Consider the following 24549-nt stretch of genomic DNA (forward strand, 5'->3'; position numbering starts at 1 on the left):
CCTGCAAGATTATTGGTTTAAATTATTTTACTTCCCAAAGATTGTTTTCAGGATTAATATCTGCCATCCTTCGGGTGGCGTCAATCATCATATTTTTTACTTTTTTACCGTTTTTTATTTCAAAGGTATACGTTGGATATGCCCAAGCCCAATCTGCCAAAACAGTGCGATTTAAATCGGTAAAAGGGTTTGGTTTTTCGCCCCACATCATCCGCAATGGAATGTAGAACAATTCCTGCGAACCGTCTTCATAGGTTACGTAAAGATCTATGGGCATTGGCATCAAGCCAATTCTTTCCAGAGTTATCTTCGTGCTTTCACCTTCGCTTTCCACAGCTTTTATTCCGTAATCGATGGTGTTTGTGGTTTGCGTCCAATCTGTTAGGTACCAATCCAACTCAAAGCCCGAAACTTTTTCCGCAGTGCGGATAAAATCGTTTGGTGTTGGGTGCTTAAATTTAAAATCTGAATAGTAACGTTTCAGTGTTTTTGCAAGATTTTCGGGACCAATCACATAACCAAGCTGGGTAATGAAAACCGAGCCTTTGCTGTAAGCATTGATACCGTACGAGCGATTGCTTGCATATCTGTCTGCGTGGGTACTGAGGGGCTGTTCCGCGCCGCTTGTGGCCATATAGAAATAACTTCTGTAGGAACCGGCGTGCGGATTTGGTTTGTTTTCCTCCATTACATAATTCATGGCTTCATCTGAAATGTAAGAAGTAAAGCCTTCATCCATCCATTCGTGTTTGCTTTCGTTGGTAGCCAAAACAAACTGAAACCAGGAATGTGCAAGCTCGTGGGCAGTTACGCCAACTAAACTTCCAAACTCACGTTTTCCTGTAATCATTGTGCTCATGGCATATTCCATTCCGCCGTCACCACCTTGAATTACGGAATATTGCTCATAGGGATATTCCCCAATCTGCTCGTTGAAAAATTCCATCAATGCCGCCGTTTTCGGTTGCAGGTTTTTCCAATTTTCGGCAATTTCAGGATCATTTTTATAGAAAAAATGAAGCGTGACACCATTGGGACCGGGATAGGTATCGTGTATATATTCATCATCTGCAGCCCAAGCAAAATCGTGCACGTCAGGCGCTAAAAAACGCCAAGTATATTTTCCTTTTTTGGGTTTCATCCACTTTTGGCCGGGTAAAGTATAACCGTGACCTACTTCGGCGGGATTTTGAAGATAACCGGTTCCGCCAATGGTATAATCGGCGTCTATGGTTATGGTAACGTCATAATCGCCCCAAACGCTGTAAAATTCGCGGGCTATGTATGGGTCGGCGTGCCAGCCTTCAAAATCGTATTCGGCTATTTTTGGGTACCATTGGGTCATCGTTAAAGCAACGCCCTCAGAACTGTCACGCCCCGAACGTCGGATCTGCAACGGCACTTGCGCGTCCCAGTTCATATTGAAAACGGTGCTTTCGCCCGGCAGAATAGGTTTGTTCAGCAATACCTGCATCACCGTGCCTTTTATGGTATAATTTGCAGCAACGCCATTTTGTGTGAAAAGCGTTGGTTTAATATATCCAATTTCCGAAGGTGATAATTTGGAAATCCTATCCATTACACGGCTATCCGGATCGGCAATGGTACGCGAGCGCACGTCCATTTCACTGCCCGGCTGGAATGCGTTGAAGTAAAGATGATAGAAAACCTTGTTTAGAGTATCGGGAGAATTGTTTGTGTACTTCAACTCCTGTGTTCCTTTATATTGAAAGTTTTTTACGTCCACATCGACGTTCATTTTATAATCAGCTTCCTGTTGCCAATAGCTGCTATTCTGTGCAAAGGCGGAAAAAAATACAGCAATAAAGAATAAGCTGGTTAAAACATGCTTCATAAGTTAGCCATTTTATCTGCCATAATTAGGGCGTTGTACATATTCACCATTTTTCCCGATTTTGAAATATTTGAGAAAGATTCAGTGTTCGAAGATTCCCCGCCCAAAACAACCTGAGTGTTGATTGAAAGGCCGCTATCCATCAAAATTTGTTTTACTTGTGCTGCGGAAAGGCTTGGGTAATAGGAACGGATCATTGCTGCAACACCTGCAACTTCAGGTGCAGCCATTGAGGTTCCTTGTAAAAATTCGTAGGTATTTAAAGGTGTAGTTGCCCAAATTTTAACGCCTGGCGCAAAAACATCCACGTTGGTTTTTCCGTAGTTTGAAAAGTTTGCAACCATTTCGCTTCCATATTTATAATTAAGTGCTCCAACAGTCAAAAATGAATCTGCCATTTCGGAACCGTTATCAAATTGATCGTTTGGATAAACGTTTACGGTATCCAAATCAAAGCCGTCATTTCCGGCTGCATTCACAATTAAAACATCTTTTGAGGCTGCATATTTAATGGCGTCATAAACCCAATCTGCTTGTGGGGAATAATATTTTCCGAAGCTAGTGTTAAGTACTTTTGCACCATTGTCAACCGCATAACGAATGGCCAATGCAATGTCTTTATCATATTCATCACCATCCGGCACTGCACGGATTGCCATAATCTTTACGTTGTTTGCAACTCCGTCCATTCCGATGTTATTGTTGCGCTCTGCTGCAATAATTCCTGCCACGTGGGTTCCGTGCTTTACATTTTCTCTTGTGGGGTCTGGCCCGGATACGTTATTGTCGCCGTAAATATTATCTGCAATATCTTCAGGATTATCACCCAAAACGCCACGGAAATCTTTAGTCATATTGAAATTGTTATCCAATCTATCGGTAAAATACTCAATGCCTCCCTCCAGTTCTTCCAAAACTTCCGGAACCGAATCGGCAAAATTCAGCATTTGGCTAAGCATCGCTATTTGCTGTTGTTCCTGTGGTGATGGGTTTTGTACCGCAGAAAGATCTTCCTTGGTATAATTTTCTTTTCCAAGCTTTTTGACCATTGTCTCATGTGTTGGCTTTAATTGCGAAAGAATCTGCTCGTAACGTGCCTTGTTTGCCGTTATTTCTGAAAATTCCTTCTCATATTCAGCTTTGGCTTTTTGATAAGTTGCATAATTATCTCGCTCTGCAGCGCTGATTGAAGCTTCACTCTTTCCTTCAAACTTCGGTTTAAATTTTCTGATGATGCGAACGTACTCCATGTTTTCACCAACAATATCTCCTAGAAAATTCCAACCGTGAATATCGTCAATAAAACCGTTGTTGTCGTCATCTATTCCGTTTCCAGCTATTTCGCCTGGATTGGTCCAAATCACATTTTTAAGATCTTCGTGTTCAATATCTACCCCGCTATCAATAACGCCCACGATAACTGTTTCGCCTTTGCGTTTTTTTATGATTTCGCTGTAGGCTTTGTCCACACTCATCCCGGGCACGGTATCTTTTACTAAATCCATTGCTGGCCAGTGCTTTAGCTGTTCCTCGGTTAGCGGCGTAATTTTTAAAGGATTGGAATCAATATTCTGAATGGGAGTGGCGACGATGGCTGCTCCGCTTCCGCAGCCTGCCAAAACAGTTGAGATGGCAACTGCGAATAGTGTAGTCTTAAAAATGTTCATTTTCTTTTGAAATAAGTGTTAATTAAAAAATTCGTTAAGTGATAAGGTTTCGTCTAATCGAACGCCTTTATCGGTATTTTTAACCGTTATTATCGGGTTGTGGGCATCGTGCTCCAAAAAAAGATAGAAGTTATTCTCGGCAGCTTTGTTCAGAAATTTTTCCTTTTCGGGAAGTGTCAGTAAAGGCCGTGTATCATATCCCATTACAAAGGGAAGCGGCAAATGGCCCGCCGTGGGAAGTAAATCTGCCATAAAAACCAGGGTCTTTCCTTTATAGTTGATGTGTGGAATCATTTGTTTGTCGGTATGTCCATCCACAAAAAGAATTCCAAAGTCCATTTCATCGGGCTCTGCAAATTCTGATTTGGGCTGCGATACAAATTTCAATTGTCCGCTTTCCTGCATAGGCAAAATGTTTTCCTTTAAAAAAGAAGCTTGCTCTCTTCGGTTTGGTTCCGTGGCCCATTGCCAATGGTCTTTGTTGCTCCAGAATGTAGCATTTTTAAAAGCTGGCTCATAGCCTGTACGGTCTTTGTTCCACTGCACGCTGCCGCCGCAATGGTCAAAGTGGAGGTGGGTCATAAAAACATCGGTAATATCATCGCGATGGAAACCATGTTTTTTAAGTGAGTCGTCTATATTGAAATCTCCCCATCGGTAATAATATCCAAAGAATTTTTCGCTTTGCTTGTTGCCCATTCCCGTGTCGATCAAAGTAAGCCGATTGCCGTTTTCAATGAGAAGACAGCGCGCGGCAATATCTATCATATTGTTGGCATCGGCGGGATTGGTTCTGTTCCAAAGGGTTTTTGGAACGACCCCGAACATGGCGCCGCCATCGAGTTTAAAATTTCCAGCTTCAATAGGGAATAAATTCATAGTCAGGAGAAATGAGTCGCAAATTAATAAAAGCGTTACACTCGCACGGGCGTAGTGTAAATTAATTATACTATTTTTAACAATTCATTAATATTTCGTGGAAACGAAAAATCTTTAATTTACCGAAAACCCAATTGAATGGTAGAACTTGCTGGAATTATAATTCTCGGAATCTTGGCCCAATGGGTCGCATGGAAGTTTAAAATTCCTGCTATCTTACCCTTAATTTTAATAGGACTATTGGTGGGTCCGCTGTCCACATTAATGTCTGCCGATGGCACACAATGGCTCCAACCAATATGGAACGGCGAGAAAGGACTCTTTCCCGGAGAGAATCTTTTTTATTTTGTCTCGCTGGCCGTGGGAATAATTCTGTTCGAAGGCGGATTGACGCTAAAAAGGGACGAAATTTCAAAAGTAGGTCCCGCCATTGGAAAGCTCATAAGCATTGGGGCCGCCATTACATTTATTGGGGCCGGTATTGCGGCACATTATGTATTTGGACTTAACTGGCGCATATCATTTCTTTTTTCTGCCTTGATAATCGTCACTGGGCCTACGGTAATTACCCCCATTTTGCGAAACATTCCGCTGAAAAAGGATGTAGCCGCTGTTCTCAGATGGGAAGGAATTTTGATTGACCCCATTGGCGCTTTGGTAGCCGTATTGGTTTATGAATTTATTAGCGTTGAAGGTGATTCAGGCTATACAAAGCAGGCGTTGCTGGATTTTGGAAAAATTGTTTTGATTGGAATGGCTTTTGGAATTTCAGCGGGTTATGCGCTCTATTTTTCCATTAAAAAGAAATTTGTGCCGCACTATCTATCAAACGTGGTATCACTATCCCTAGTTATGGCCGTTTTTGTGATCAGTGATCTTTTCGCGCACGAATCGGGACTTTTGGCAGTGGTGGTAATGGGTATGTTTCTTGGTAACAGTGATTTGCCAAGCCTTAAGGAACTTCTTTACTTTAAGGAATCGCTCAGTGTGTTACTGGTTTCCATACTTTTTATTCTGCTTGCCGCAAATATAAGTATCGAAGATCTGTTGCTTGTCTATAATTGGAAAACGGCTATTCTTTTGGCTATCATAATATTCATACTGCGGCCTTTAACGGTGTTTGCAAGTACAGTGGGCTCTTCGCTCAAAACCAACGAAAAACTTTTTATAAGTTGGGTAGGCCCGCGGGGTATTGTTGCTGCGGGTATTTCTTCCCTTTTTGGAACGCAATTGGTTTCAAAAGGCGTAGTGGGAGCCGAGTATATTACGCCCTTGGTTTTTGCCGTTGTTTTGATAACTGTAATTATAAACGCTACAACCGCGCGGGTTATGGCAGGCTGGATGGGTGTATTTCTGAAAAAATCTGAAGGAATACTTATGGTGGGAGCGTCCAAGGTTTCCCGCTTGATCGCCACGTACTTGCATAAAAATAACCGCCATGTAGTTTTAATAGATTCCAACCAATTAAATATCAACAGGGCAAAAGAGTTGGGCTTGGAGGCTTTTACCGCAAACATTTATGCCGATGATCTTACGGATAATATAGAATTGAACGATGTGGGCTACTTATTGGCAATGACCGGTAGTGACGAAATCAACAAGCAGGCCATTAGCCGTTTTGGACGCTATTTTGGTGAAAATGGAACGTTTAGATTGATGACCTCTGAAGAAATGCGGAAACGGCAGAGTCTATCTGCAAAAGAATTATTTTCATACACTCACGACTACAGTCGTTTCACTGAAGTTGCGCAGGATTTCCCCTCTATTCAGGAAATTCCTGTGGAAAGCCACAATCAGTTTTTGCGCGTGCTGAATATAATAAGCGAGAATGAAAACGCCATACCTTTATTTTTAAAACGTCCCAATGGTTTTCTTGAACTCATTACCGCACCCACGGAACTGGAAGTGGAAGAAGGATGTAGTTTGGTCTATCTCGGGAAACCAATGGATTTTGAGGATGTAGTGAATGCTACCCGCTCTGAAAATGAAGCGAAAGAGAAGAAATAATCCTGAAAAAGAAACGTTTTTTAATAAATTCGATTTAAATGAAGAAATCTGTTCTTATAATAGCCTTGTTCCTGAGTCTAGCGGTCATTTCATGTAAAAACGATGATGGTGTTAGCTGTACTACCTGTTCCTCTGCCGAAACTTCAGATTTTCAGGTCTGCGAGGAAAAGGATGGCAACGCCTCCGTAAATGGCCAAAACACGGGAACGCCTTATGACACCTATGTTTCTGGTTTAGAGTCTGCTGGCGCAAACTGTGGCGGATAACTTAAAATTTTCTTAAAATTTTCTTAAAAAATGTTTGTGGGTATTTTTTGATTTTTCCATATTTGTTAATTAACGTAAAAATTTTAAATATGAAAAAACTATTATTTAGTGTCCTTTTTATGGCATTGGTTTTCACTACCTCTTGTAATAAAGATGATGATGGGGATGCACAAACATGTGAACAGAGAGTGGAAAGGATTCAAGCGGAATTACTAGTTTATTTGGATGAGGCAACAACCGAAAATTGCCGTAATTATAAAGCTGCACTGCAGGCTTATGTAGATTCAGATTGTCCGGGTCAAAGTACGTATCAAGCCCTTATTGATGGACTAGGGGATTGTTCTAATCCATAATTAATTCTATAGTATTAAAAAAGCCCTGAAGATTCAGGGCTTTTTTTTAATCGTTTAATTTTAAGACCGCCATAAACGCTTCCTGCGGGATTTCTACATTTCCTACTTGGCGCATGCGTTTCTTTCCTTTCTTCTGCTTTTCCAACAGTTTTCGCTTTCGGGAAATATCTCCACCATAACATTTTGCGGTAACGTCCTTTCTCAAGGCTTTAACCGTTTCACGGGCAATTATTTTTGCACCAATGGCCGCCTGGATTGGAATATCAAATTGTTGGCGTGGGATGAGTTGGCGTAATTTTTCGCAGATTTTCTTCCCAATATCATACGCATTATCGCGATGGAGCAATGCAGAAAGCGCATCCACAATGTTTCCATTTAACAGAACATCTACCTTAACTAGGTGCGACTGGCGCATCCCGATAGGAGAATAGTCAAAGGAAGCATAACCCTTTGAAACGGTTTTCAATCTATCGTAAAAGTCAAAAACAATTTCGGCCAAAGGCATGTCAAAAGTAAGTTCTACACGTTCGGTGGTTAAATAGGTTTGGTTGGTAATTTCACCTCTTTTTTCAATACAAAGTGACATTACAGAACCCACAAAGTCTGATTTTGTAATGATTGTAGCTTTAATATATGGCTCCTCAACACGGTTTAGCTTTGAAGGATCGGGAAGGTCTGAAGGATTATTAACCAAGATTGGTGTATCCGGTTCTTTGTTTGTATAAGCGTGATAGGAAACATTTGGAACGGTGGTAATTACCGTCATGTCAAACTCTCTTTCAAGTCTTTCCTGGATAATTTCAAGGTGAAGCATTCCCAAAAAGCCGCAGCGGAAACCGAAACCAAGTGCAGCAGAACTTTCAGGTATAAAGACCAGTGAAGCATCGTTCAATTGCAGTTTTTCCATGGAGTTTCGCAACTCTTCGTAATCTTCGGTATCTACGGGATATATTCCTGCAAAAACCATGGGTTTTACATCCTCAAAACCTTCGATCATGTTGACGGTTGGGTTTTTGGAATCAGTGATCGTATCGCCCACTTTTACTTCTTTCGCTTCTTTTATTCCTGTAATAAGATAGCCAACATCGCCTGTTTTTACTACGTCTTTTGGCTGTTGTTTTAGTTTTAACGTACCTACTTCATCGGCAAAATAACTTTTTCCGGTAGCCATAAACTTGATGTGCTGCCCTTTTCGTATTTCACCATTGAGAACCCTAAAGTACGTTTCCACACCCCGAAAAGGATTGTACACTGAGTCAAAAATAAGGGCTTGCAAAGATTCGTCTGGGTTACCTTTTGGCGGAGGAATGCGCTCAATAATGGCACTCAAAATTTCATCTATTCCCAATCCGGTTTTGGCACTTGCCGGAATTACTTCTTCGGCTTTACAGCCTAAAAGGTCCACGATATCATCGGTTACTTCTTCTACATTTGCGGAAGGGAGATCTACCTTGTTCAAAACTGGAATTATTTCCAAATCGTTTTCCAAAGCTAAATATAAGTTAGAAATGGTCTGCGCCTGTATACTTTGTGCGGCATCTACAATCAACAAAGCACCTTCACAAGCGGCGATGGACCGGGAAACTTCATATGAAAAATCCACGTGACCGGGAGTATCGATTAAATTTAGGGTATATTTTTCACCATTATATACATAATCCATTTGTATGGCGTGACTTTTAATGGTGATGCCGCGCTCGCGCTCCAAGTCCATGTTGTCAAGCAACTGTGCTTGTTTTTCGCGATCGGTCACGGAGCCAGTGGCGTCCAATAGACGGTCTGCCAAGGTACTTTTTCCGTGGTCAATGTGAGCGATGATGCAAAAATTGCGAATGTTCTTCATAAAAATTCCTTCTCGTGCTACAAGTTGCAAATATAGATTAAAAGAGTGATTATCTGTGCTATCATTAAAACACTTAAAATAATTATGTTGCGATTGTTTTTGTTTAATAAATTTTTAACATATTTGTAGTGTAAAGCTGTATTTCAGCTATACAAACTTAGTTTTCTCCCCAGATAAAGAATCATAGTAACGGGTGTCGCACCAGATATCTACTTATGTTATGACAAGACTTTTTATGTTTTTTTTCTGCCTTCAAGCAGGAGTTTTGATGGCACAGGACTTTTCTGTTTCGGGGAAATTAACCGATTCCAACAACGTTCCCCTATCTTTTGTAAACGTTTTAGTTTATGGCAATAAAGAAGAAACACCTCTTCAAGGCACTACCACAGATGAGGACGGTTCATTTGTTTTAAATAATTTACCCGGTGGAACCTATGCATTAAACTTCAGCTATATTGGTTTTGAAGACCTTCAACAAACCATCCAACTTTTTTCAAACAAGAATTTAGGCAATTTAGTTTTAAAAGAAGATCAACAAATGCTCGACGAAACAGTGGTTGTTGCAAAATTACCTACTATCCGCAAGAGTCCCGGCAAACTTGTTTTTGAAGTTGAAAACACATCGTTCGCGGTCGGTAGTACGATGGATCTATTGAAAAAGACCCCGGGAATTATTGTTACTGGTGAAAATATTCAGGTAAAAATGTCAACACCTGTCATCTATATAAATGGCAAGAGAGTATATCTTTCTTCAGAAGAAATTTATTCACTATTGCAGAATACCGATGCAGCGGCTATTAAATCTGTGGAGGTAATTACCAATCCTTCTTCAAAATATGATGCGGAAGCTGGAACTGTGTTGAATATTATTATGTCAAAAACAATATCCGTTGGTTACAAGGGTTCGGTAAACGCTACATATGAGCAGGGAATATACCCAAAATATACATTGGGCACCTCTCATTTTTATAAAAATAATTGGTTGAATATTTACGCAGGCTATTCTTTTTCTAAGAAAAAGGAATATAAGAATGATGAAAACTACATTCGCTTCTTTCAGCCAGATGAAGTTTCAACAAAATCTATTTGGGAAACCGACTTTAACCGAACAACGGAGCGTAGCAATCACAACGGAAATGTGGTATTGGACTTTACACTAAATGACAAAAACACAATCAGCCTTACTTCAAACGTATCTCTTACCCCTAATGTTAATTACCATAACAATGGCAACTCTTTAATTTTTAACCCGCAGCGTCAGTTAGATTCCACAATTACAACCTTAAGTTATGTAGATTATGACAAACAAAATTTGTCATTTGCTTTGGATTATATTCGTGCTTTGAATGATAATGGCGCAACCTTGGCTGTATCTGCTAATTATATTTATTATGACAATACTCAAAACCAAAGCGTGAATTCCGATTATCTATTGCCAAATGGTGATTTTTTAAGAAATAATAGTTTTTATACGGACTCTAATCAGAACAGTGACATTTTTACGGGACAGGCCGACATTTCATCGGAATTGTGGGGCGGCACATTTGAAGCAGGGTTCAAATTCAGTAGTATCGATACTGAAAGCAAGTTGGACTTTTTTGATGTTATGAAAAGCACAACTACTTTTAATAATTCCCTTTCTGATGATTTTAATTACAAGGAAAATATATATGCAGAATATATTAATTTCGAAAAAGAGTGGGAAAAATGGAGTATTACTGCGGGTCTTCGAGGAGAATATACAGATTTAGATGCCATTTCCCTTTCATTGGGCGAAGTGAACAATCAGCAATATTTTGATTTTTTCCCTTCAGCATCTTTTCATTATACAATAAATGAAAACAACGGGATTGGACTAAGTTACAGCCGCAGCGTTCAACGTCCGCGCTATCAAAGTCTCAACCCATTTAAATATTATATAACCGAACGGAATTTTAATGGGGGAAACCCAAAACTGGTTCCTGCAATTGAAGATAAAATTACATTAACATTTGATCACAAAAGCAAACTATTTTTTGAGATTTATTACCAAAATATTGAGAATAGCCTCGACATACTAATACTTCAGAACAACACAAACAGTACGCTCAGCGGCATAGATGCCAATATGATAAAAAGCTACCAATATGCTTTTGATATAACATATTTTAGTTCGTTCAACTCTTGGTGGTGGCTTCATTTAAATACCTCTTCCTTTTATTTGGCCAATGAATTTTATGCACTGCAAAGCGCACCGGAAACCTATACTAATGATACTTTTGGACAATACATTTTTCTCACCAATCACTTTACGTTATCAAAGGATCGCGCTCTTACGGCTGATTTAACAGGGGTTTATATTTCAAATTTCGTTTTTGGAAATCGTTTTTTTGAAAACCAAAACTACGTGAACGTATCGGTTAGAAAAGATTTTTGGGATAAGCGTGCAAGTTTGACCGTGGGCGTTGATGATGTTTTTAATACCCTTAATAACACCGCTTCAGTTTCAAAGTATTATAATCAGGACAATTACTATTATGCAAATACTGAAAGTAGATTGTTACGAGTAGGTTTCAAATACAACTTCGGAAATGCAAGGCTTCGGGATAATAACAAAAATATAGAAACGGACGAAGGTGATAGATTGGAAGGTAAGTAACCTCTTTTAATTTGGGCCACATCTTTTCAAACCTCATTTTGCTGATATTTACTACTTTTGCATTTCTAAAACAAAAGAATTGCCAAAAATAGGAAACATACAATTGCCAGACTTCCCCTTGTTGCTCGCGCCTATGGAAGACGTAAGCGACCCTCCGTTTCGCGCACTTTGTAAAGAACAGGGCGCTGACGTGGTCTTTACCGAATTCATCTCTTCTGAAGGGCTTATACGCGATGCCGCCAAAAGCGTAATGAAGCTCGATATTTATGAAAAGGAACGTCCCGTGGGTATCCAAATTTTTGGTGCCGTTTTGGAATCTATGCTTCGCAGTGTTGAAATTGTTGAAGCCAGTGGCCCAGATATGATTGACATCAATTTTGGCTGTCCCGTAAAAAAAGTAGTTTCAAAAGGTGCCGGCGCGGGTATCTTGAAAGATATTGATTTAATGGTAAGCCTTACCGAAGCCATGGTAAAGCATACCAAACTTCCCGTTACCGTAAAAACCCGCCTAGGCTGGGATCACGATTCCATAAAAATTGTTGAGGTGGCCGAACGTTTACAGGATGTGGGTTGTCAAGCCCTTTCCATCCACGGTCGCACCCGAGCGCAAATGTATAAGGGCGATGCAGACTGGAACCCCATTGCCGAAGTAAAAAACAATCCGCGGATGCACATCCCCATCTTTGGAAATGGTGATGTTGACACGCCCGAAAAGGCAATGGAAATGCGCGACAAATACGGGCTGGACGGTGCAATGATAGGTCGTGCCAGTATTGGTTATCCGTGGTTTTTTAAGGAAGTAAAACACTATTTTAAAACTGGAGAGCACTTATCTCCACCCTCAATGGCAGAGCGTGTGGAAGCCGCCAAACGTCATCTGCAAATGGCGATAGACTGGAAAGGCGAAACCCTCGGCGTTTTTGAAACCCGCCGCCATTACACAAACTATTTTAAAGGAATTCCAAATTTTAAGGAATACCGAATGAAAATGGTAACCAGTGATGATGCTGCCACGGTTTTTGAAGCCTTTGATGAGGTGCTGGAAACGTTTGGGGATTATGAGTTTGCTTAAGGAGATTATGTACTTTAGATAAGTAAATCCTTCTTATCTTTGAATCTCAACTTTCACAATGCGTAAGCTCAAAATCCTCCATAGCCATTATATTACCCATAACGTTAAGCGTTTTGTGTTGGAAAAGCCCAATGACGTTACCTATACTCCGGGGCAATCCGCACTTATATCCGTCAATCAGCCTGGATGGGAGGATCAAGTTCGGCCGTTTTCCTTTACTTCATTACAACATTGGGATCATTTAGAATTTATCATTAAGATATATGATGACCACAAAGGTGTAACCTCCCAAATGGGCAAGCTGAATACTGGCGATGAATTGTTACTTCATTCTGTCTATGGAACAATTCAATATAAAGGTCCGGGAATATTTATAGCGGGCGGTACTGGAATTACTCCTTTTATCGCAATTTTCAGAGCGCTTTTCGAAAGTGGAAATCTGCGAAATCTTGCGCTTTTGTATTCAAATAAAACCAAGGAGGACATTATCTTGCACGATGAGTTGACAAAATTGTTGGGTCCGGCCTATAGAAATGTATTTACCCAAGAAGGGGTAATCGGTTTTCGCGAACGCAGGATTGACCGTAAATTTCTTATTGAGACCATCGGCGATTTTAGCTCCCGATTTTATGTTTGCGGTCCGGAGATTTTCACAAAGGAGATATGTAGTGCGCTTATAAGCCTGGGGGCCGATCCGGAATATTTGATTGTTTAATTTCTTATAAAAAAAATTATAGAAATTTAATTTTTTGGGGTTACACCAAAAGCTTTTCCCGAACCCTGCTCGAAGCAATTTTTGAAGCGATAATTCCAAGAACGCTTATCGTTGCAAATACAATTACCACATTCAGCAACTCCAATTTCACAGGATAGGGCAAGGTGCTGGTTATAGCTACAAACTCAAATTTCAGTTGAGCCATTACGGCAAGAATTCCCAAAATAATCCCCAACAAACCACCAAGCACGGTCATTAGCGTGCCCTGCAGGAAAAAGATGCGGCGTATCTCGGGCAAGGAAGCGCCCAGATTGTAGAGTGTTTTTATATTTTTCCGCTTGTCCAAAACCATCATAATAATAGAACCAATTACGTTGAAAAGTGCGATTATCAACACCAATGTAAAAATTAAATAAACCGCGATGTTTTCGGTATTCAACATTTTATAAAGCGCATCGTTTTGCTGGATTCTGTTTTTAATGATAATCCCTTCGGGAAAATTTTTTTTAATTTCTTCTCGAACCAATTCTTCGGAAGCGGTGGGCAACAATTTCATTTCAATGGAAGAAATTTTTGTAGTGTCCAAAGAAAGAAGGTTTCGGGCAAAGTCCAAATCTGTAAAAACATATTTTGCATCCAAGTCCTCGTTTACTTGATACACTCCGGAAACCACTACATTTTCCTTGCTGAATGCGTCAGATGGGTCCAGCGCATTGAGTTGTCCCGTTCCCGGTTTTGGAACATAAATTTCCAAGGGTGCGCCATAATCACGAACGCCCATCGATAGTTTTGCAATTGTGGAAAGGCCTACCACCACTTCGTTTTGCTGCGGTACCAACCAATCGCCGTAATACATTATGCTATCCAGCTGTGTCACGCTGCCATATAGCGAATCAACCCCTTTTATGTAGGCAATGTGGTTTTTACCTTTGTAATGGAGAAAAACGCGTTCCTCAATAATTTCTGAAATAGATTCAATGCCTTCTATATTTTTCAACTGATTTTTTTGCGCTTCGGAAAATGTTATTGTTTTTCCACTTGAAGGAAGAATTTTAAGATCGCTGTCAAAAACATTGGTAAACTGAAGGCTAAAATCCTTCAATCCAGAAAAGCCCGAAAGCACTATAAATAGTGACATTGCGCCAACCACTACGCCCACCGCGGCAATGCCCGTGATAATATTTATGGCGTTGTTGCTGCTTTTTGAAAATAAATAGCGCTTGGCGATGTAGAGCGAAAAATTCAAGCTATGATTTTTTTCGTTTCGGAAGTAAATCTGGGTTTTTCAAAGGATTTTCTTCGCCTTTTACGGCCTTGTCAATATTTTCAATGTATTCCAATGAATCATCATTATAAAATGAAAGATTGGGCATTTTACGTAATTGGTGCTTGGTTAATTGGGCAATTTGATGTTTAATGTTTGGCTTTAATTTATTGAGTTCAGCCACAATCACTTCAGCTTTATCTGCCGGAAAAACGCTTACATAAACCTTCGCAATGGAAAGGTCTGTAGTTACGCCCACTTTGCTTACTGAAATAATAATGCCCAACTGCCCAGCTTCGCGAAGCATATTTTGGAGCACGTTTGCGAGGTCGCTCTGCAGCACACTCGCTATTTTTTTTTGTCTGTTACTTTCTTCCATACTACAAAAATAGAACATAAAACCGTACCGAATGTTAATGAAGCCACAAGCTTGTTGAAATTCAATGCTATTAAGTTTGTATTTTTGAGCAATCAACTTATTAATATGGAAAAAATAGAACACATAGGTATTGCTGTAAAAAGTATTGTTGAAGCCAATAAAATTTATGAAGCTTTATTGGGAAGTGCACCCTACAAAAGTGAAAAAGTGGAAAGTGAAGGAGTGGAAACTTCCTTTTTTCGCTGTGGTGAAAGCAAAATAGAGCTTTTGGAAGCTTCAAACCCTGAAAGCCCAATTGCGAAGTTTATAGAAAAAAGAGGGGAAGGTATTCATCACATTGCTTTTGCTGTTTCTGATATTTTCTCTGAAATGGAACGACTTAAAAATGAGGGTTTTATATTGTTAAATGAAGCTCCAAAAAAAGGGGCAGACAATAAGATGGTGGCATTTCTTCACCCTAAATCTGCAAATGGAGTATTGGTTGAGCTTTGCCAAGAAATTGAGAATAAGTAAAAATAGTTTTGCTGTATTTGCAAAGTGTTTTACATTTGCAAACTATTATCGGGTCCCATAGCTCAGCTGGTTAGAGCACCTGACTCATAATCAGGGGGTCCATGGTTCGAGCCCATGTGGGACCACTTTTTTTCAAAAGGCTTATAACGAGCCACATTAAAACCTAAATAAAAGGCAATTTTCACATTAAAAATGAGTTATTAATCATCCGATAACTCATTTTTTTATTTGAGGATAAAAAAAAATTATTACTTTAGGCGCATAAACACGATCCCCAAATCGTTAATGAACAACCATGGTAACATTTATTTATAGTTTTATAATGCTTGCTATTCAGTCGGCTTCTGCTGGGCAGGGACCGCCTCCGCCTTCTCAAAATCGTGGCGCTCAGTTACCAATAGACGATAATATATGGATTTTGCTTGTTGCAGGTGTATTATTTGGAGCTTATATACTTTTTAAAAGAAACCGTTCTATAAATAAGGCTTCATAATACTTTTGACATATTTCCCAATAATGTCAAATTCAAGATTTACTTCGGTTCCTTGTTCTATTTTATTAAAATTTGTGTTCTCAAAAGTGTAGGGGATAATTGCAACACTAAATGCCCCGTTTTTAGACTCAACTACCGTAAGACTTACACCATTTACCGTAATAGAGCCTTTTTCCACAGTGCTGAATTCTGAATTATCATATTCAAATGTAAAAACCCAACTGCCATTTGAATTTTCCACTTTTTTACAAATAGCAGTCCCGTCCACATGACCCTGGACTAAATGGCCGTCCAGCCTATCACCCAATTTCATCGCCCTTTCCAAATTCACCAAAGAACCTTTTGTGAGTGTTTTTAGATTTGTTTTGTCTAAAGTTTCTTGAATAGCGGTAACCACATAGGATGCTTCCTTTACTTCAACTACAGTTAAACAAACCCCATTGTGCGATACGCTTTGATCTATTTTCAATTCCTGAGCCAATGGGCTCTTAATTTCTATATGAAGATTTTCACCTTCCTTGGTAAGTTGGACTATTTCGCCAATGGTTTCAATAATTCCTGTAAACATCGTTGTATTTGGTTACATTTGTACTGCAAAAGTAACAATTATAAAAGCCAATAATAATGAGCAGAGAGGATAAAATTGTTGTCGGTGTTTCCATCGGCGATATTAACGGGATTGGAAGCGAAATAATTCTAAAAACGTTTGAGGATTCACGTATGCTAGAGTTTTGTACACCCGTTATTTTTGCTTCAGTAAAACTGATGTCTTTCTTCAAAAAACATTTTGATACAGATATCAACTTCCACGGAATTGATGAAATAGAAGACCTTGTTCCAAAGAAAATAAACGTACTGAATGTTTGGAAGGAACACGTGGATGTTACCTTTGGCGAAGAAAATCCAACAGGAGGCGAATATGCCATAAAATCTTTAAAAGCTGCAGTATCGGCATTAAAGGATAAAAAAATTGATGCACTGGTTACAGCACCTATAAACAAGAGCAACATTCAATCTGAAAGTTTCAATTTTCCCGGACATACCGATTATTTGGCACAGGAACTTGAGGGTGAAAGCTTAATGCTTTTGATTTCTGAAAATTTACGCGTTGGACTTTTAACAGATCATGTTGCGGTAAAAGACGTAGTGAAAAACATTACCCGAGAACGTATTGATAAAAAAATTAACACAATCCACCATACCCTAATTGAAGACTTTGGAATTGAAAAACCGAAAATCGCCGTCTTGGGAATCAATCCACATACGGGCGACAATGGCGTGATTGGTGACGAAGATGATACTATTTTACGTCCTGCGCTCGACAATATCCGCAAAAATGGAAAAATGGTTTTCGGCCCTTACGCCGCCGACAGCTTTTTCGGATCTGGCAATTACAAAAATTTTGATGCAATAATAGCTTCCTATCACGATCAAGGTTTGATACCCTTTAAAACCTTGGCATTTGGAAAGGGTGTAAACTTCACTGCAGGTCTTAATCGCATCCGCACCTCGCCAGACCACGGAACAGCTTTTGATTTGGCGGGAAAAAATGAGGCGAATTTTGAATCTTTTCGCGAAGCGGTATTCAGCGCGGTTTCCATTTTTGAGACACGGGAGGAATATCTCGAAATCTCCAAAAATCCACTTCAAATTAACCGGAAAAGAGGGTATTCAAAAAAGAAATAAAAAAACTAATTGCTATTCAAATAATTTTTTATCTTTGCACCCGCCTTATCCGTAAGGTTAAGGTCTTAAATAGGTGTGAAAATGAAGGATTTGAAAGAGTTTACCATCCCTTTCGTAGGGCTGAAATTAGGAAAACACCAGTTTAACTTTGAATTAAAAAAAGCGTTCTTTGAGCATTTTGAGTATGATGAATTTAATGACGCTGCCATTAATCTCGACGTACTGCTGGAAAAAATGAGCACGTTGCTAGAGTTCACATTAACATTTAATGGAACCGTAAACGTTGCTTGCGATATGACAAACGAGCTCTTTGATCAAGAGATTTCAGGGTCCTATAAATTTGTAGTTAAGTTCGGGGAGGAGTATAATGATGAAAATGAAGATTTGCTCATTCTGCCGCACGGAAGTTACGAAGTGAACATCCAGCAATACATCTATGAATCCATTGTGCTGGCTATGCCTTCACGAAGAATTCATCCCGGGGTAAAAGACGGCACATTAAAAAGTGACATACTCGACAAACTTGAAGAATTAAGTCCGAAAGCGATAGATGAAGAAACTGCGCCCGAGGATGAAAATACCGATCCCCGATGGGATTCATTAAAAAAACTATTAACGGATAAATAATAAATAGCAATGGCACATCCTAAGAGAAAAATCTCGAAAACAAGAAGAGATAAGAGAAGAACGCATTACAAAGCTACTGCCCCTACACTTGCAACAGACCCAACAACTGGTGAGTCGCACCTTTTCCACAGAGCCCACTGGCACGAAGGAAAAATGTACTACCGTGGTCAAGTTGTAATTGATGCAACTGAGCAAGTAGAGGCATAATTTTATATACTTTATTTTAAAACTCTCACAGCAACGTGAGGGTTTTTTTTGTTTTTTTACTTCGCAAAAAGTCAAAAACAACTTAATTAGTGCCGAATTTCAAGTAAAATTTAGTAATTTTCACTCTTTTTAAAAGATTTTTGGTCTTTTTTGTGAATTTTAATTCAGCTTTATGAATACTATCACGGCAGCTATCACCGCTGTAGGGAGTTACGTGCCAGATTACGTTCTCTCAAACAAAGTTTTGGAAACAATGGTAGATACCAACGATGAGTGGATTACTACCAGAACCGGAATCAAAGAGCGGAGAATATTAAAGGATAAAGACAAAGGCACCTCCTATCTTGCTATCCAAGCCGCAAAAGACCTTCTTCAAAAAAGCAATACAGATCCTGCCGATATTGATATGGTTATCATGGCAACCGCAACGCCAGATATGCCCGTCGCGGCTACCGGGGTTTACGTCGCAACACAAATTGGTGCCGTAAACGCCTTTTCCTATGATTTGGTTGCGGCCTGTTCCAGCTTTCTCTTCGGAATGTCAACAGCGGCACGATATATCGAGTCCGGAAAATATAAAAAAGTACTCCTAATTGGTGCCGATAAAATGTCGTCTATCATTGATTATACAGATAGAACCACCTGTATCATTTTTGGTGATGGAGGCGGGGCCGTTCTATTTGAACCAAATACAGAAGGCCTCGGCGTGAAAGACGAATACCTTCGAACCGATGGCGTAGGAAGACCCTACTTAAAGATTGATGCCGGAGGTTCTCTGCTGCCTGCTTCAATTGAAACGGTAAATAATAAACAACATTACGTTTTTCAGGAAGGTAAGACGGTTTTCAAATTTGCCGTATCAAATATGGCCGATGTTTGCGAGAAAGTGATGAAAAACAATAACCTTACCGGTGAAGATGTGGACTGGCTAGTGCCGCACCAAGCCAATAAACGAATCATCGATGCTGCAGCTTCACGAATGAAATTGCCTGATGAGAAGGTAATGATGAACATCCACAAATACGGCAATACCACTTCTGCAACCTTGCCGCTCTGTTTGGCTGATTATGAAAAACAATTAAAAAAAGGAGATAATTTGATATTCGCTTCCTTCGGTGGAGGCTTTACTTGGGGCGCCGTTTATGTGAAATGGGCCTACGATTCAAAATAATTTTAACAACCCAAAAGACTAAAATTTCTAAATATGGATTTAAAGGACATACAAAACTTGATCAAGTTTGTGGCAAAGAGCGGTGCCAGCGAAGTAAAACTTGAAACGGAAGACATAAAGATCACGATTAAAACAGGATCTGAAAATGATAGAGGAGAAACCACCTATATTCAGCAAATACCTGCAATGTCGCAGCCGCAGATGCAAATGCAGCCTCAAACTCCTGTAGCTCCGCAATCGGCTCCGGCTACAGATGCTCCGGCTGCCGCGGAAGATTCTAAATTCATCACTATAAAGTCACCCATAATAGGTACTTTCTACAGAAAACCCGCCCCAGATAAGCCCGTTTTTGTGGAAGTTGGAAGCACCATCAGCGCAGGCGATGTACTTTGCGTGATAGAGGCAATGAAGCTTTTCAACGAAATTGAAAGTGAGGTTTCCGGTAAAATCGTAAAAGTCTTGGTGGACGATTCCTCTCCGGTAGAATTTGACCAACCATTGTTTTTAGTAGATCCGTCGTAAATATAAATCTCAAATTCCAAATCCCAAATTCCAAATTTCAACTTTGGAATTTGGTGCTTGTAATTTGTAATTTCAAAACAGTATGTTTAAAAAGATATTAATTGCAAATAGAGGCGAAATCGCATTGCGAATTATTCGTACCTGTAAGGAGATGGGTATAAAAACGGTTGCCGTTTATTCAACCGCAGATGCGGAGAGCCTACACGTTCGCTTTGCTGATGAAGCAGTTTGCATTGGCCCACCGCCGAGCAATTTGAGCTATCTCAAAATGTCCAATATTATCGCTGCCGCAGAAATAACCAATGCAGATGCCATTCATCCTGGCTACGGATTTCTTTCCGAAAATGCCAAGTTTTCAAAAATCTGCCAAGAGCACGGCATAAAATTCATAGGTGCTTCTCCAGAAATGATTGAGCGCATGGGAGATAAAGCCTCAGCAAAGGCTACAATGAAAGCGGCGGGAGTACCAACCGTTCCTGGAAGTGATGGCATTATAGAATCTTTCGAGAAATGCGAAAAACTTGCTGAAGAAGTTGGCTACCCAGTAATGTTGAAAGCCACTGCAGGTGGTGGAGGAAAAGGAATGCGTGCCGTTTGGAAAAAAGAAGACCTTAAAAAAGCTTGGGAGAGTGCCCGCCAGGAAGCTTCAGCAGCCTTTGGTAATGATGGAATGTATATGGAAAAACTCATTGAAGAGCCACGCCATATTGAAATTCAAATTGTGGGCGATAGCACCGGGAGAGCGTGTCATTTAAGTGAGCGCGATTGCTCCGTTCAGCGTCGTCACCAAAAGCTTACCGAGGAAACCCCAAGTCCGTTTATGACTAAGAAGTTGCGTACAGATATGGGTAATGCCGCAGTAAAAGCAGCTGAATATATTAAATATGAAGGAGCTGGAACCATAGAGTTTTTGGTAGATAAACACCGAAATTTCTACTTTATGGAAATGAACACCCGTATTCAAGTAGAGCACCCAATAACCGAACAGGTAATCGATTACGACTTAATCCGCGAGCAGATATTGGTTGCAGCTGGAGTACCGATTTCGGGAAAAAACTATACTCCGCAGCTGCATTCCATAGAATGTAGAATCAACGCTGAGGATCCGTACAACGACTTCCGACCCTCGCCGGGTAAGATTACCGTGCTACACGCACCAGGCGGGCACGGCGTGCGCTTGGACACCCACGTGTATGCAGGTTATACCATTGTGCCCAATTACGATTCCATGATCGCAAAGCTTATCACCACCGCACAAACCCGTGAGGAGGCCATAAATAAAATGAAACGCGCTTTGGATGAGTTTGTAATTGAAGGCATAAAGACCACAATCCCATTCCACCGCCAATTGATGGATGAACCCGATTATGTGGCTGGAAATTACACCACGGCGTTTATGAATACGTTTAAAATGAACGAGCCCGAAGAAGAATAAATTTCAAATTCCAAAAATAAAGCATCAAATTCCAAAAAACGTACCTTTGGAATTTGGTGCTTTTTAATTTGGAGTTTATTATAAAATGAATCTGTCTTTCTGGGAAAATAAAACCTGGCTTTCAAACATTGATTACGCCATAATCGGAAGCGGAATTGTGGGCTTAAGCTGCGCGCTTTCGCTTCGGAGGAGATTTCCCAAAAGTAAAGTTGTAGTTTTTGAAAGAGGAACTTTACCGAGCGGTGCAAGTACCAAAAATGCTGGTTTTGCCTGCTTCGGAAGTATTTCTGAAATATTGGAGGATTTAAAAAACCATTCCGAGGAAGAGGTTGTACAACTTGTTAAAAACAGGGTAGAAGGGTTAAAATTGCTTCGGAATACTTTGGGTGACCGACAGTTGGATTACCAAGAATACGGCGGCTATGAACTTTTTACAAAGGAAGACGCCGAGCTTTTCGAAACTTGCAAATCAAAGATTGGCTACGTAAACCAATTGCTGAAACCAATTTTCAAGGCCGAGGTTTTTTCGGAAAAGGAAAACCATTTCGGGTTTAAAAACATTCAGCCGAAATTGATTTATAGCAATTTTGAAGGCCAAATAGACACCGGAAAAATGATGCTCGGGCTCATAAAAAAAGCCTCGGAAGAAAACATTTTGATACTGAATTCTTCGGAAATCACAGACATTTCAGATAACGGTGAAGCTGTTTCACTTCAACTAAATTCTTCCATCGACATCTCAGTGAAAGAAGTCTTTATCGCCACAAACGGTTTCGCAAGGCAATTTTTAGATGAAGATGTAAAGCCAGCGAGAGCACAAGTTTTGGTTACTAAACCGATTGAAAATCTTCAAATTAAAGGCACATTCCATTTGGATAAAGGGTATTATTATTTCAGAAATATTGACAACCGAATCCTTTTCGGCGGCGGCAGAAACCTCGATTTTAAAACCGAGGAAACCACCGAAATGCAATTGACGGAATTGGTGCAAAACAAGTTGGAGGAATTGCTTAAAACCGTAATTTTACCACGGCAAACCTTCGAAATTGAAAGACGGTGGAGCGGCATTATGGGAATGGGAAAACAGAAAAAACCGATTGTTAAGGCAGTTTCTGAAAACGTATTCTGCGGCGTGCGTCTCGGCGGAATGGGCGTCGCCATTGGCAGTTCAATCGGGAAACAATTGGCAGAATTAATTAATTAAATACATTTCCCGCTCCCTCCCCCTCTTTCGGTGGAGGGTTGGGGAGAGGGCTTATGATAAAAAAACTATTCAAATTTATTTTTAAACTCATCCTTTGGTTTATTGGACTTACGGTTTTGTGGGTACTTATTTACAAGTTCGTCCCGGTACCTTACACGCCTTTGATGGCAATCCGCTCGATGGAAGGCGATAAGAATTACGAAACCCGCCACGATTGGGTGCCGATTGAAGAAATTTCCCCGTATCTGCAACTGGCGGTAATTTGTGCCGAGGACCAGACATTTTTAAGTCACAGCGGTTTTGACCGGGAAGCGATTGAAAAAGCATTGGAAAACAACGAAAAAGGAAAGAAGCTCCGCGGTGGCAGCACCATCTCGCAGCAAACCGCAAAAAATGCGTTTTTATGGCCGGGACGGACGTGGTTCCGAAAGGGAATGGAGGCTTATTTCACCCTTTTGATTGAAACGCTTTGGAGCAAGGAGCGTATTTTGGAAGTATATCTCAACAGCATCGAAATGGGGCCTGGAGTTTTTGGGGCCGAGGCTGCTTCGCAATATTGGTTTAAAAAGTCGGCAAAAAATCTTCGGACAGAAAATGCCGCCGCGATTGCCGCAATTTTACCGAGCCCGCAGCGCTATAAAGCCAATCCGCCGGGACCATACGTGGCACGGCGCACACAGTGGATAGTTCGCCAAATGCGGTATTTCGGCCCTTTTGTGTTGGAAAAACAGGAACCCAAGGGGAAAAGCAACAAATCCCAAATACCAAATTCCAAAAAGAAAAAATGACCGCAGTAGAAATTAAGATCGAATTGCTGCAACACTGCCAAAAACAGGTTGACAACCGTTATTCCAAAATAAAACAAACCATTGCCGATATCGAGGAATCCTTGCTTGAGGAATCCAAAAGCAGCAGTGGCGACAAACACGAAACCGGCCGGGCGATGCTCCAGATTGACCGTGAAAATGCCGGAAAACAGTTACAGGAAATTGAAAAAATCGTGCAGCTTCTAAAGAAAATTGATGTGAACGCAACGTCAGACTATGCCCGCTTGGGAAGCTTGATCTATACGGATAAATTTACCTATTTCATCAGTATCTCCATAGGCAATGTTACCATTGGAAGGTCGGACTACCTTTGTGTTGCGCTAAATTCTCCCGTGGGGTTGCTTCTTTCGGGCAAGAAGAAAGGTGATGAATTCAGCTTCAATGGAAATGGTTATAAAATTATGAGCGTGAAGTAACAGTTATCCATTCTTTTTCTGGCTTCGTTGCGTCCAGAATATCCAGCTCCAAGACAGTTGCTATATGTTTGGCCACAGAAAAAGCATCTTCCACTTCATCACTAATATACGCTTCAATATGTTGATTCCTGTTGTAAAACATATTCACTTTAAAAACCTCAAAACCTAACGTCGCTTCTGCAGTGATTACTCGACTTCTACTATTTTTAATTGTTTTGAAAACGGAAATGTATTCTATTTCCGGCAATTTTTTCCAAAACCCAAAGTTAATTGCGAAAATGGAATAAACGTTTCGATATTTTCTTTCCTCTAAATTCAGTTCAAAACCCTCTCTTAAAGATAGTTTTAATGCTGAGCCTAGCAGAATAAGGCCAAATAAGGTTCCTGCAAAAAATAGGTAAACAGAGAACAATGAGAGAATTATGGCAAAAATTATTTTTATGTTAGCAACTGGCTGAAGATGACGGATATTTTTATGCATAGGCAATTTTGAAATTTTAAATATAAATT

At 40.2% G+C, this 24549-nt stretch carries 25 protein-coding genes and 1 tRNA gene; 18 read left to right on the plus strand and 8 right to left on the minus strand.

Features of this window, described 5'->3' with window-relative positions:
* Positions 1 to 22: 22 nt before the first annotated feature.
* The 3 genes from LS48_RS04610 to LS48_RS04620 are packed head-to-tail and all read right to left on the minus strand — an operon-like array spanning position 23 to position 4401.
* Positions 23 to 1855: a M1 family metallopeptidase gene (locus tag LS48_RS04610; protein ID WP_062620416.1), complete on the minus strand. Its 1833-nt coding sequence runs from the start codon at positions 1853 to 1855 to the stop codon at positions 23 to 25.
* The gene (locus tag LS48_RS04615; protein ID WP_062620419.1) at positions 1852 to 3522 is read right to left on the minus strand and encodes a S8 family peptidase; all 1671 of its coding nucleotides are present in this window, start codon (positions 3520 to 3522) and stop codon (positions 1852 to 1854) included. The genes LS48_RS04610 and LS48_RS04615 overlap by 4 nt, the downstream gene beginning before the upstream one ends.
* A gap of 18 nt (positions 3523 to 3540) precedes the next feature.
* The gene (locus tag LS48_RS04620) at positions 3541 to 4401 is read right to left on the minus strand and encodes an MBL fold metallo-hydrolase (RefSeq protein ID WP_062620421.1); all 861 of its coding nucleotides are present in this window, start codon (positions 4399 to 4401) and stop codon (positions 3541 to 3543) included.
* A gap of 138 nt (positions 4402 to 4539) precedes the next feature.
* On the opposite strand from LS48_RS04620, the gene LS48_RS04625 reads away from it, so the two are divergent.
* The 3 genes from LS48_RS04625 (at position 4540) to LS48_RS04635 (ending at position 7027) form a co-directional block, all read left to right on the plus strand.
* Entirely contained in the window at positions 4540 to 6408 is a 1869-nt protein-coding gene (locus LS48_RS04625) for a cation:proton antiporter (RefSeq protein ID WP_045080365.1), read from the plus strand.
* A gap of 38 nt (positions 6409 to 6446) precedes the next feature.
* Complete coding sequence (locus tag LS48_RS04630) at positions 6447 to 6674, plus strand: hypothetical protein (protein ID WP_062620424.1); 228 nt, start codon at positions 6447 to 6449, stop codon at positions 6672 to 6674.
* 89 nt (positions 6675 to 6763) lie between these two features.
* A complete protein-coding gene (locus LS48_RS04635; protein ID WP_062620426.1) occupies positions 6764 to 7027 on the plus strand; it encodes a hypothetical protein in 264 nt (87 codons plus the stop codon).
* Positions 7028 to 7073: 46 nt separating this feature from the next.
* Here LS48_RS04635 and lepA read toward each other — a convergent pair whose 3' ends face one another.
* A complete protein-coding gene (gene lepA, locus LS48_RS04640) occupies positions 7074 to 8870 on the minus strand; it encodes a translation elongation factor 4 (RefSeq protein WP_062620429.1) in 1797 nt (598 codons plus the stop codon).
* 235 nt (positions 8871 to 9105) lie between these two features.
* On the opposite strand from lepA, the gene LS48_RS04645 reads away from it, so the two are divergent.
* The 3 genes from LS48_RS04645 to LS48_RS04655 all read left to right on the plus strand — a co-directional run bounded on the left by LS48_RS04645 (position 9106) and on the right by LS48_RS04655 (position 13295).
* A complete protein-coding gene (locus LS48_RS04645) occupies positions 9106 to 11508 on the plus strand; it encodes an outer membrane beta-barrel family protein (RefSeq protein ID WP_162266493.1) in 2403 nt (800 codons plus the stop codon).
* A gap of 79 nt (positions 11509 to 11587) precedes the next feature.
* A complete protein-coding gene (dusB, locus tag LS48_RS04650) occupies positions 11588 to 12580 on the plus strand; it encodes a tRNA dihydrouridine synthase DusB (protein WP_062620432.1) in 993 nt (330 codons plus the stop codon).
* Positions 12581 to 12638: 58 nt separating this feature from the next.
* Positions 12639 to 13295 carry an FAD-binding oxidoreductase gene (locus tag LS48_RS04655; protein WP_062620433.1) on the plus strand — a complete coding sequence of 219 codons (657 nt, stop codon included), beginning with the start codon at positions 12639 to 12641 and terminating at the stop codon, positions 13293 to 13295.
* 40 nt (positions 13296 to 13335) lie between these two features.
* Here the strand turns inward: LS48_RS04655 and LS48_RS04660 are convergent, their stop codons facing one another.
* Both LS48_RS04660 and rbfA read right to left on the minus strand, forming a co-directional pair.
* Positions 13336 to 14541, minus strand: a complete 1206-nt coding sequence (locus LS48_RS04660; protein WP_062620434.1) for an ABC transporter permease — start codon at positions 14539 to 14541, stop codon at positions 13336 to 13338.
* A gap of 1 nt (position 14542) precedes the next feature.
* The gene (rbfA, locus tag LS48_RS04665) at positions 14543 to 14938 is read right to left on the minus strand and encodes a 30S ribosome-binding factor RbfA (protein ID WP_062620436.1); all 396 of its coding nucleotides are present in this window, start codon (positions 14936 to 14938) and stop codon (positions 14543 to 14545) included.
* A gap of 105 nt (positions 14939 to 15043) precedes the next feature.
* On the opposite strand from rbfA, the gene mce reads away from it, so the two are divergent.
* From mce to LS48_RS15525, 3 genes are all read left to right on the plus strand, one after another.
* The gene (mce, locus tag LS48_RS04670) at positions 15044 to 15451 is read left to right on the plus strand and encodes a methylmalonyl-CoA epimerase (protein WP_062620438.1); all 408 of its coding nucleotides are present in this window, start codon (positions 15044 to 15046) and stop codon (positions 15449 to 15451) included.
* A gap of 51 nt (positions 15452 to 15502) precedes the next feature.
* Positions 15503 to 15576, plus strand: a tRNA-Ile gene (locus LS48_RS04675).
* Positions 15577 to 15746: 170 nt separating this feature from the next.
* Positions 15747 to 15944, plus strand: a complete 198-nt coding sequence (locus LS48_RS15525) for a hypothetical protein (protein WP_204376466.1) — start codon at positions 15747 to 15749, stop codon at positions 15942 to 15944.
* Here LS48_RS15525 and LS48_RS04680 read toward each other — a convergent pair.
* The gene (locus LS48_RS04680; protein ID WP_062620440.1) at positions 15925 to 16512 is read right to left on the minus strand and encodes a riboflavin synthase; all 588 of its coding nucleotides are present in this window, start codon (positions 16510 to 16512) and stop codon (positions 15925 to 15927) included. The genes LS48_RS15525 and LS48_RS04680 overlap by 20 nt on opposite strands.
* Positions 16513 to 16568: 56 nt before the next feature.
* Here LS48_RS04680 and pdxA point away from each other — a divergent pair, with 56 nt between their 5' ends.
* The 9 genes from pdxA to LS48_RS04725 all read left to right on the plus strand — a co-directional run bounded on the left by pdxA (position 16569) and on the right by LS48_RS04725 (position 24039).
* Positions 16569 to 17630, plus strand: coding sequence for a 4-hydroxythreonine-4-phosphate dehydrogenase PdxA (gene pdxA, locus LS48_RS04685; protein WP_062620443.1), 1062 nt, complete (start codon positions 16569 to 16571; stop codon positions 17628 to 17630).
* 81 nt (positions 17631 to 17711) lie between these two features.
* Positions 17712 to 18257, plus strand: a complete 546-nt coding sequence (locus LS48_RS04690; protein WP_062620445.1) for a YceD family protein — start codon at positions 17712 to 17714, stop codon at positions 18255 to 18257.
* A gap of 9 nt (positions 18258 to 18266) precedes the next feature.
* On the plus strand, positions 18267 to 18464 hold the full coding sequence (rpmF, locus tag LS48_RS04695) for a 50S ribosomal protein L32 (RefSeq protein WP_062620449.1): 198 nt from the start codon (positions 18267 to 18269) through the stop codon (positions 18462 to 18464).
* A 172-nt stretch (positions 18465 to 18636) separates the two neighbouring features.
* Positions 18637 to 19635 (plus strand): beta-ketoacyl-ACP synthase III, encoded by a 999-nt coding sequence (locus LS48_RS04700; protein WP_062620451.1) that lies wholly within the window; start codon positions 18637 to 18639, stop codon positions 19633 to 19635.
* A 33-nt stretch (positions 19636 to 19668) separates the two neighbouring features.
* Entirely contained in the window at positions 19669 to 20157 is a 489-nt protein-coding gene (accB, locus tag LS48_RS04705; RefSeq protein ID WP_062620453.1) for an acetyl-CoA carboxylase biotin carboxyl carrier protein, read from the plus strand.
* 82 nt (positions 20158 to 20239) lie between these two features.
* Complete coding sequence (gene accC / locus LS48_RS04710; RefSeq protein ID WP_062620457.1) at positions 20240 to 21592, plus strand: acetyl-CoA carboxylase biotin carboxylase subunit; 1353 nt, start codon at positions 20240 to 20242, stop codon at positions 21590 to 21592.
* An 85-nt stretch (positions 21593 to 21677) separates the two neighbouring features.
* Positions 21678 to 22796 carry an NAD(P)/FAD-dependent oxidoreductase gene (locus LS48_RS04715; RefSeq protein WP_062620459.1) on the plus strand — a complete coding sequence of 373 codons (1119 nt, stop codon included), beginning with the start codon at positions 21678 to 21680 and terminating at the stop codon, positions 22794 to 22796.
* 53 nt (positions 22797 to 22849) lie between these two features.
* Positions 22850 to 23584, plus strand: coding sequence for a monofunctional biosynthetic peptidoglycan transglycosylase (mtgA, locus tag LS48_RS04720; protein ID WP_062620461.1), 735 nt, complete (start codon positions 22850 to 22852; stop codon positions 23582 to 23584).
* Entirely contained in the window at positions 23581 to 24039 is a 459-nt protein-coding gene (locus tag LS48_RS04725; RefSeq protein WP_062620464.1) for a hypothetical protein, read from the plus strand. Before mtgA ends, LS48_RS04725 begins: the two co-directional genes overlap by 4 nt.
* Here LS48_RS04725 and LS48_RS04730 read toward each other — a convergent pair.
* Complete coding sequence (locus LS48_RS04730; RefSeq protein WP_062620466.1) at positions 24023 to 24520, minus strand: hypothetical protein; 498 nt, start codon at positions 24518 to 24520, stop codon at positions 24023 to 24025. The genes LS48_RS04725 and LS48_RS04730 overlap by 17 nt on opposite strands.
* Positions 24521 to 24549: the final 29 nt, after the last annotated feature.

Origin of the sequence: Aequorivita aquimaris (genome assembly GCF_001573155.1) — a bacterium.
Classification (GTDB): domain Bacteria; phylum Bacteroidota; class Bacteroidia; order Flavobacteriales; family Flavobacteriaceae; genus Aequorivita; species Aequorivita aquimaris.

Coding starts and splice junctions, on each gene's coding strand:
- LS48_RS04725 (WP_062620464.1), top strand. CDS start 23,581: ATGACCGCAGTAGAAATTAAGATCGAATTGCTGCAACACTGCCAAAAA.
- LS48_RS04715 (WP_062620459.1), top strand. CDS start 21,678: ATGAATCTGTCTTTCTGGGAAAATAAAACCTGGCTTTCAAACATTGAT.
- LS48_RS04620 (WP_062620421.1), bottom strand. CDS start 4,401: ATGAATTTATTCCCTATTGAAGCTGGAAATTTTAAACTCGATGGCGGC.
- pdxA (WP_062620443.1), top strand. CDS start 16,569: ATGAGCAGAGAGGATAAAATTGTTGTCGGTGTTTCCATCGGCGATATT.
- LS48_RS04635 (WP_062620426.1), top strand. CDS start 6,764: ATGAAAAAACTATTATTTAGTGTCCTTTTTATGGCATTGGTTTTCACT.
- accB (WP_062620453.1), top strand. CDS start 19,669: ATGGATTTAAAGGACATACAAAACTTGATCAAGTTTGTGGCAAAGAGC.
- LS48_RS04630 (WP_062620424.1), top strand. CDS start 6,447: ATGAAGAAATCTGTTCTTATAATAGCCTTGTTCCTGAGTCTAGCGGTC.
- LS48_RS04610 (WP_062620416.1), bottom strand. CDS start 1,855: ATGAAGCATGTTTTAACCAGCTTATTCTTTATTGCTGTATTTTTTTCC.
- LS48_RS04680 (WP_062620440.1), bottom strand. CDS start 16,512: ATGTTTACAGGAATTATTGAAACCATTGGCGAAATAGTCCAACTTACC.
- LS48_RS04615 (WP_062620419.1), bottom strand. CDS start 3,522: ATGAACATTTTTAAGACTACACTATTCGCAGTTGCCATCTCAACTGTT.
- LS48_RS04625 (WP_045080365.1), top strand. CDS start 4,540: ATGGTAGAACTTGCTGGAATTATAATTCTCGGAATCTTGGCCCAATGG.
- LS48_RS04690 (WP_062620445.1), top strand. CDS start 17,712: ATGAAGGATTTGAAAGAGTTTACCATCCCTTTCGTAGGGCTGAAATTA.
- accC (WP_062620457.1), top strand. CDS start 20,240: ATGTTTAAAAAGATATTAATTGCAAATAGAGGCGAAATCGCATTGCGA.
- rbfA (WP_062620436.1), bottom strand. CDS start 14,938: ATGGAAGAAAGTAACAGACAAAAAAAAATAGCGAGTGTGCTGCAGAGC.
- lepA (WP_062620429.1), bottom strand. CDS start 8,870: ATGAAGAACATTCGCAATTTTTGCATCATCGCTCACATTGACCACGGA.
- mce (WP_062620438.1), top strand. CDS start 15,044: ATGGAAAAAATAGAACACATAGGTATTGCTGTAAAAAGTATTGTTGAA.
- mtgA (WP_062620461.1), top strand. CDS start 22,850: ATGATAAAAAAACTATTCAAATTTATTTTTAAACTCATCCTTTGGTTT.
- LS48_RS04730 (WP_062620466.1), bottom strand. CDS start 24,520: ATGCATAAAAATATCCGTCATCTTCAGCCAGTTGCTAACATAAAAATA.
- LS48_RS15525 (WP_204376466.1), top strand. CDS start 15,747: ATGGTAACATTTATTTATAGTTTTATAATGCTTGCTATTCAGTCGGCT.
- LS48_RS04645 (WP_162266493.1), top strand. CDS start 9,106: ATGTTTTTTTTCTGCCTTCAAGCAGGAGTTTTGATGGCACAGGACTTT.
- LS48_RS04655 (WP_062620433.1), top strand. CDS start 12,639: ATGCGTAAGCTCAAAATCCTCCATAGCCATTATATTACCCATAACGTT.
- rpmF (WP_062620449.1), top strand. CDS start 18,267: ATGGCACATCCTAAGAGAAAAATCTCGAAAACAAGAAGAGATAAGAGA.
- LS48_RS04700 (WP_062620451.1), top strand. CDS start 18,637: ATGAATACTATCACGGCAGCTATCACCGCTGTAGGGAGTTACGTGCCA.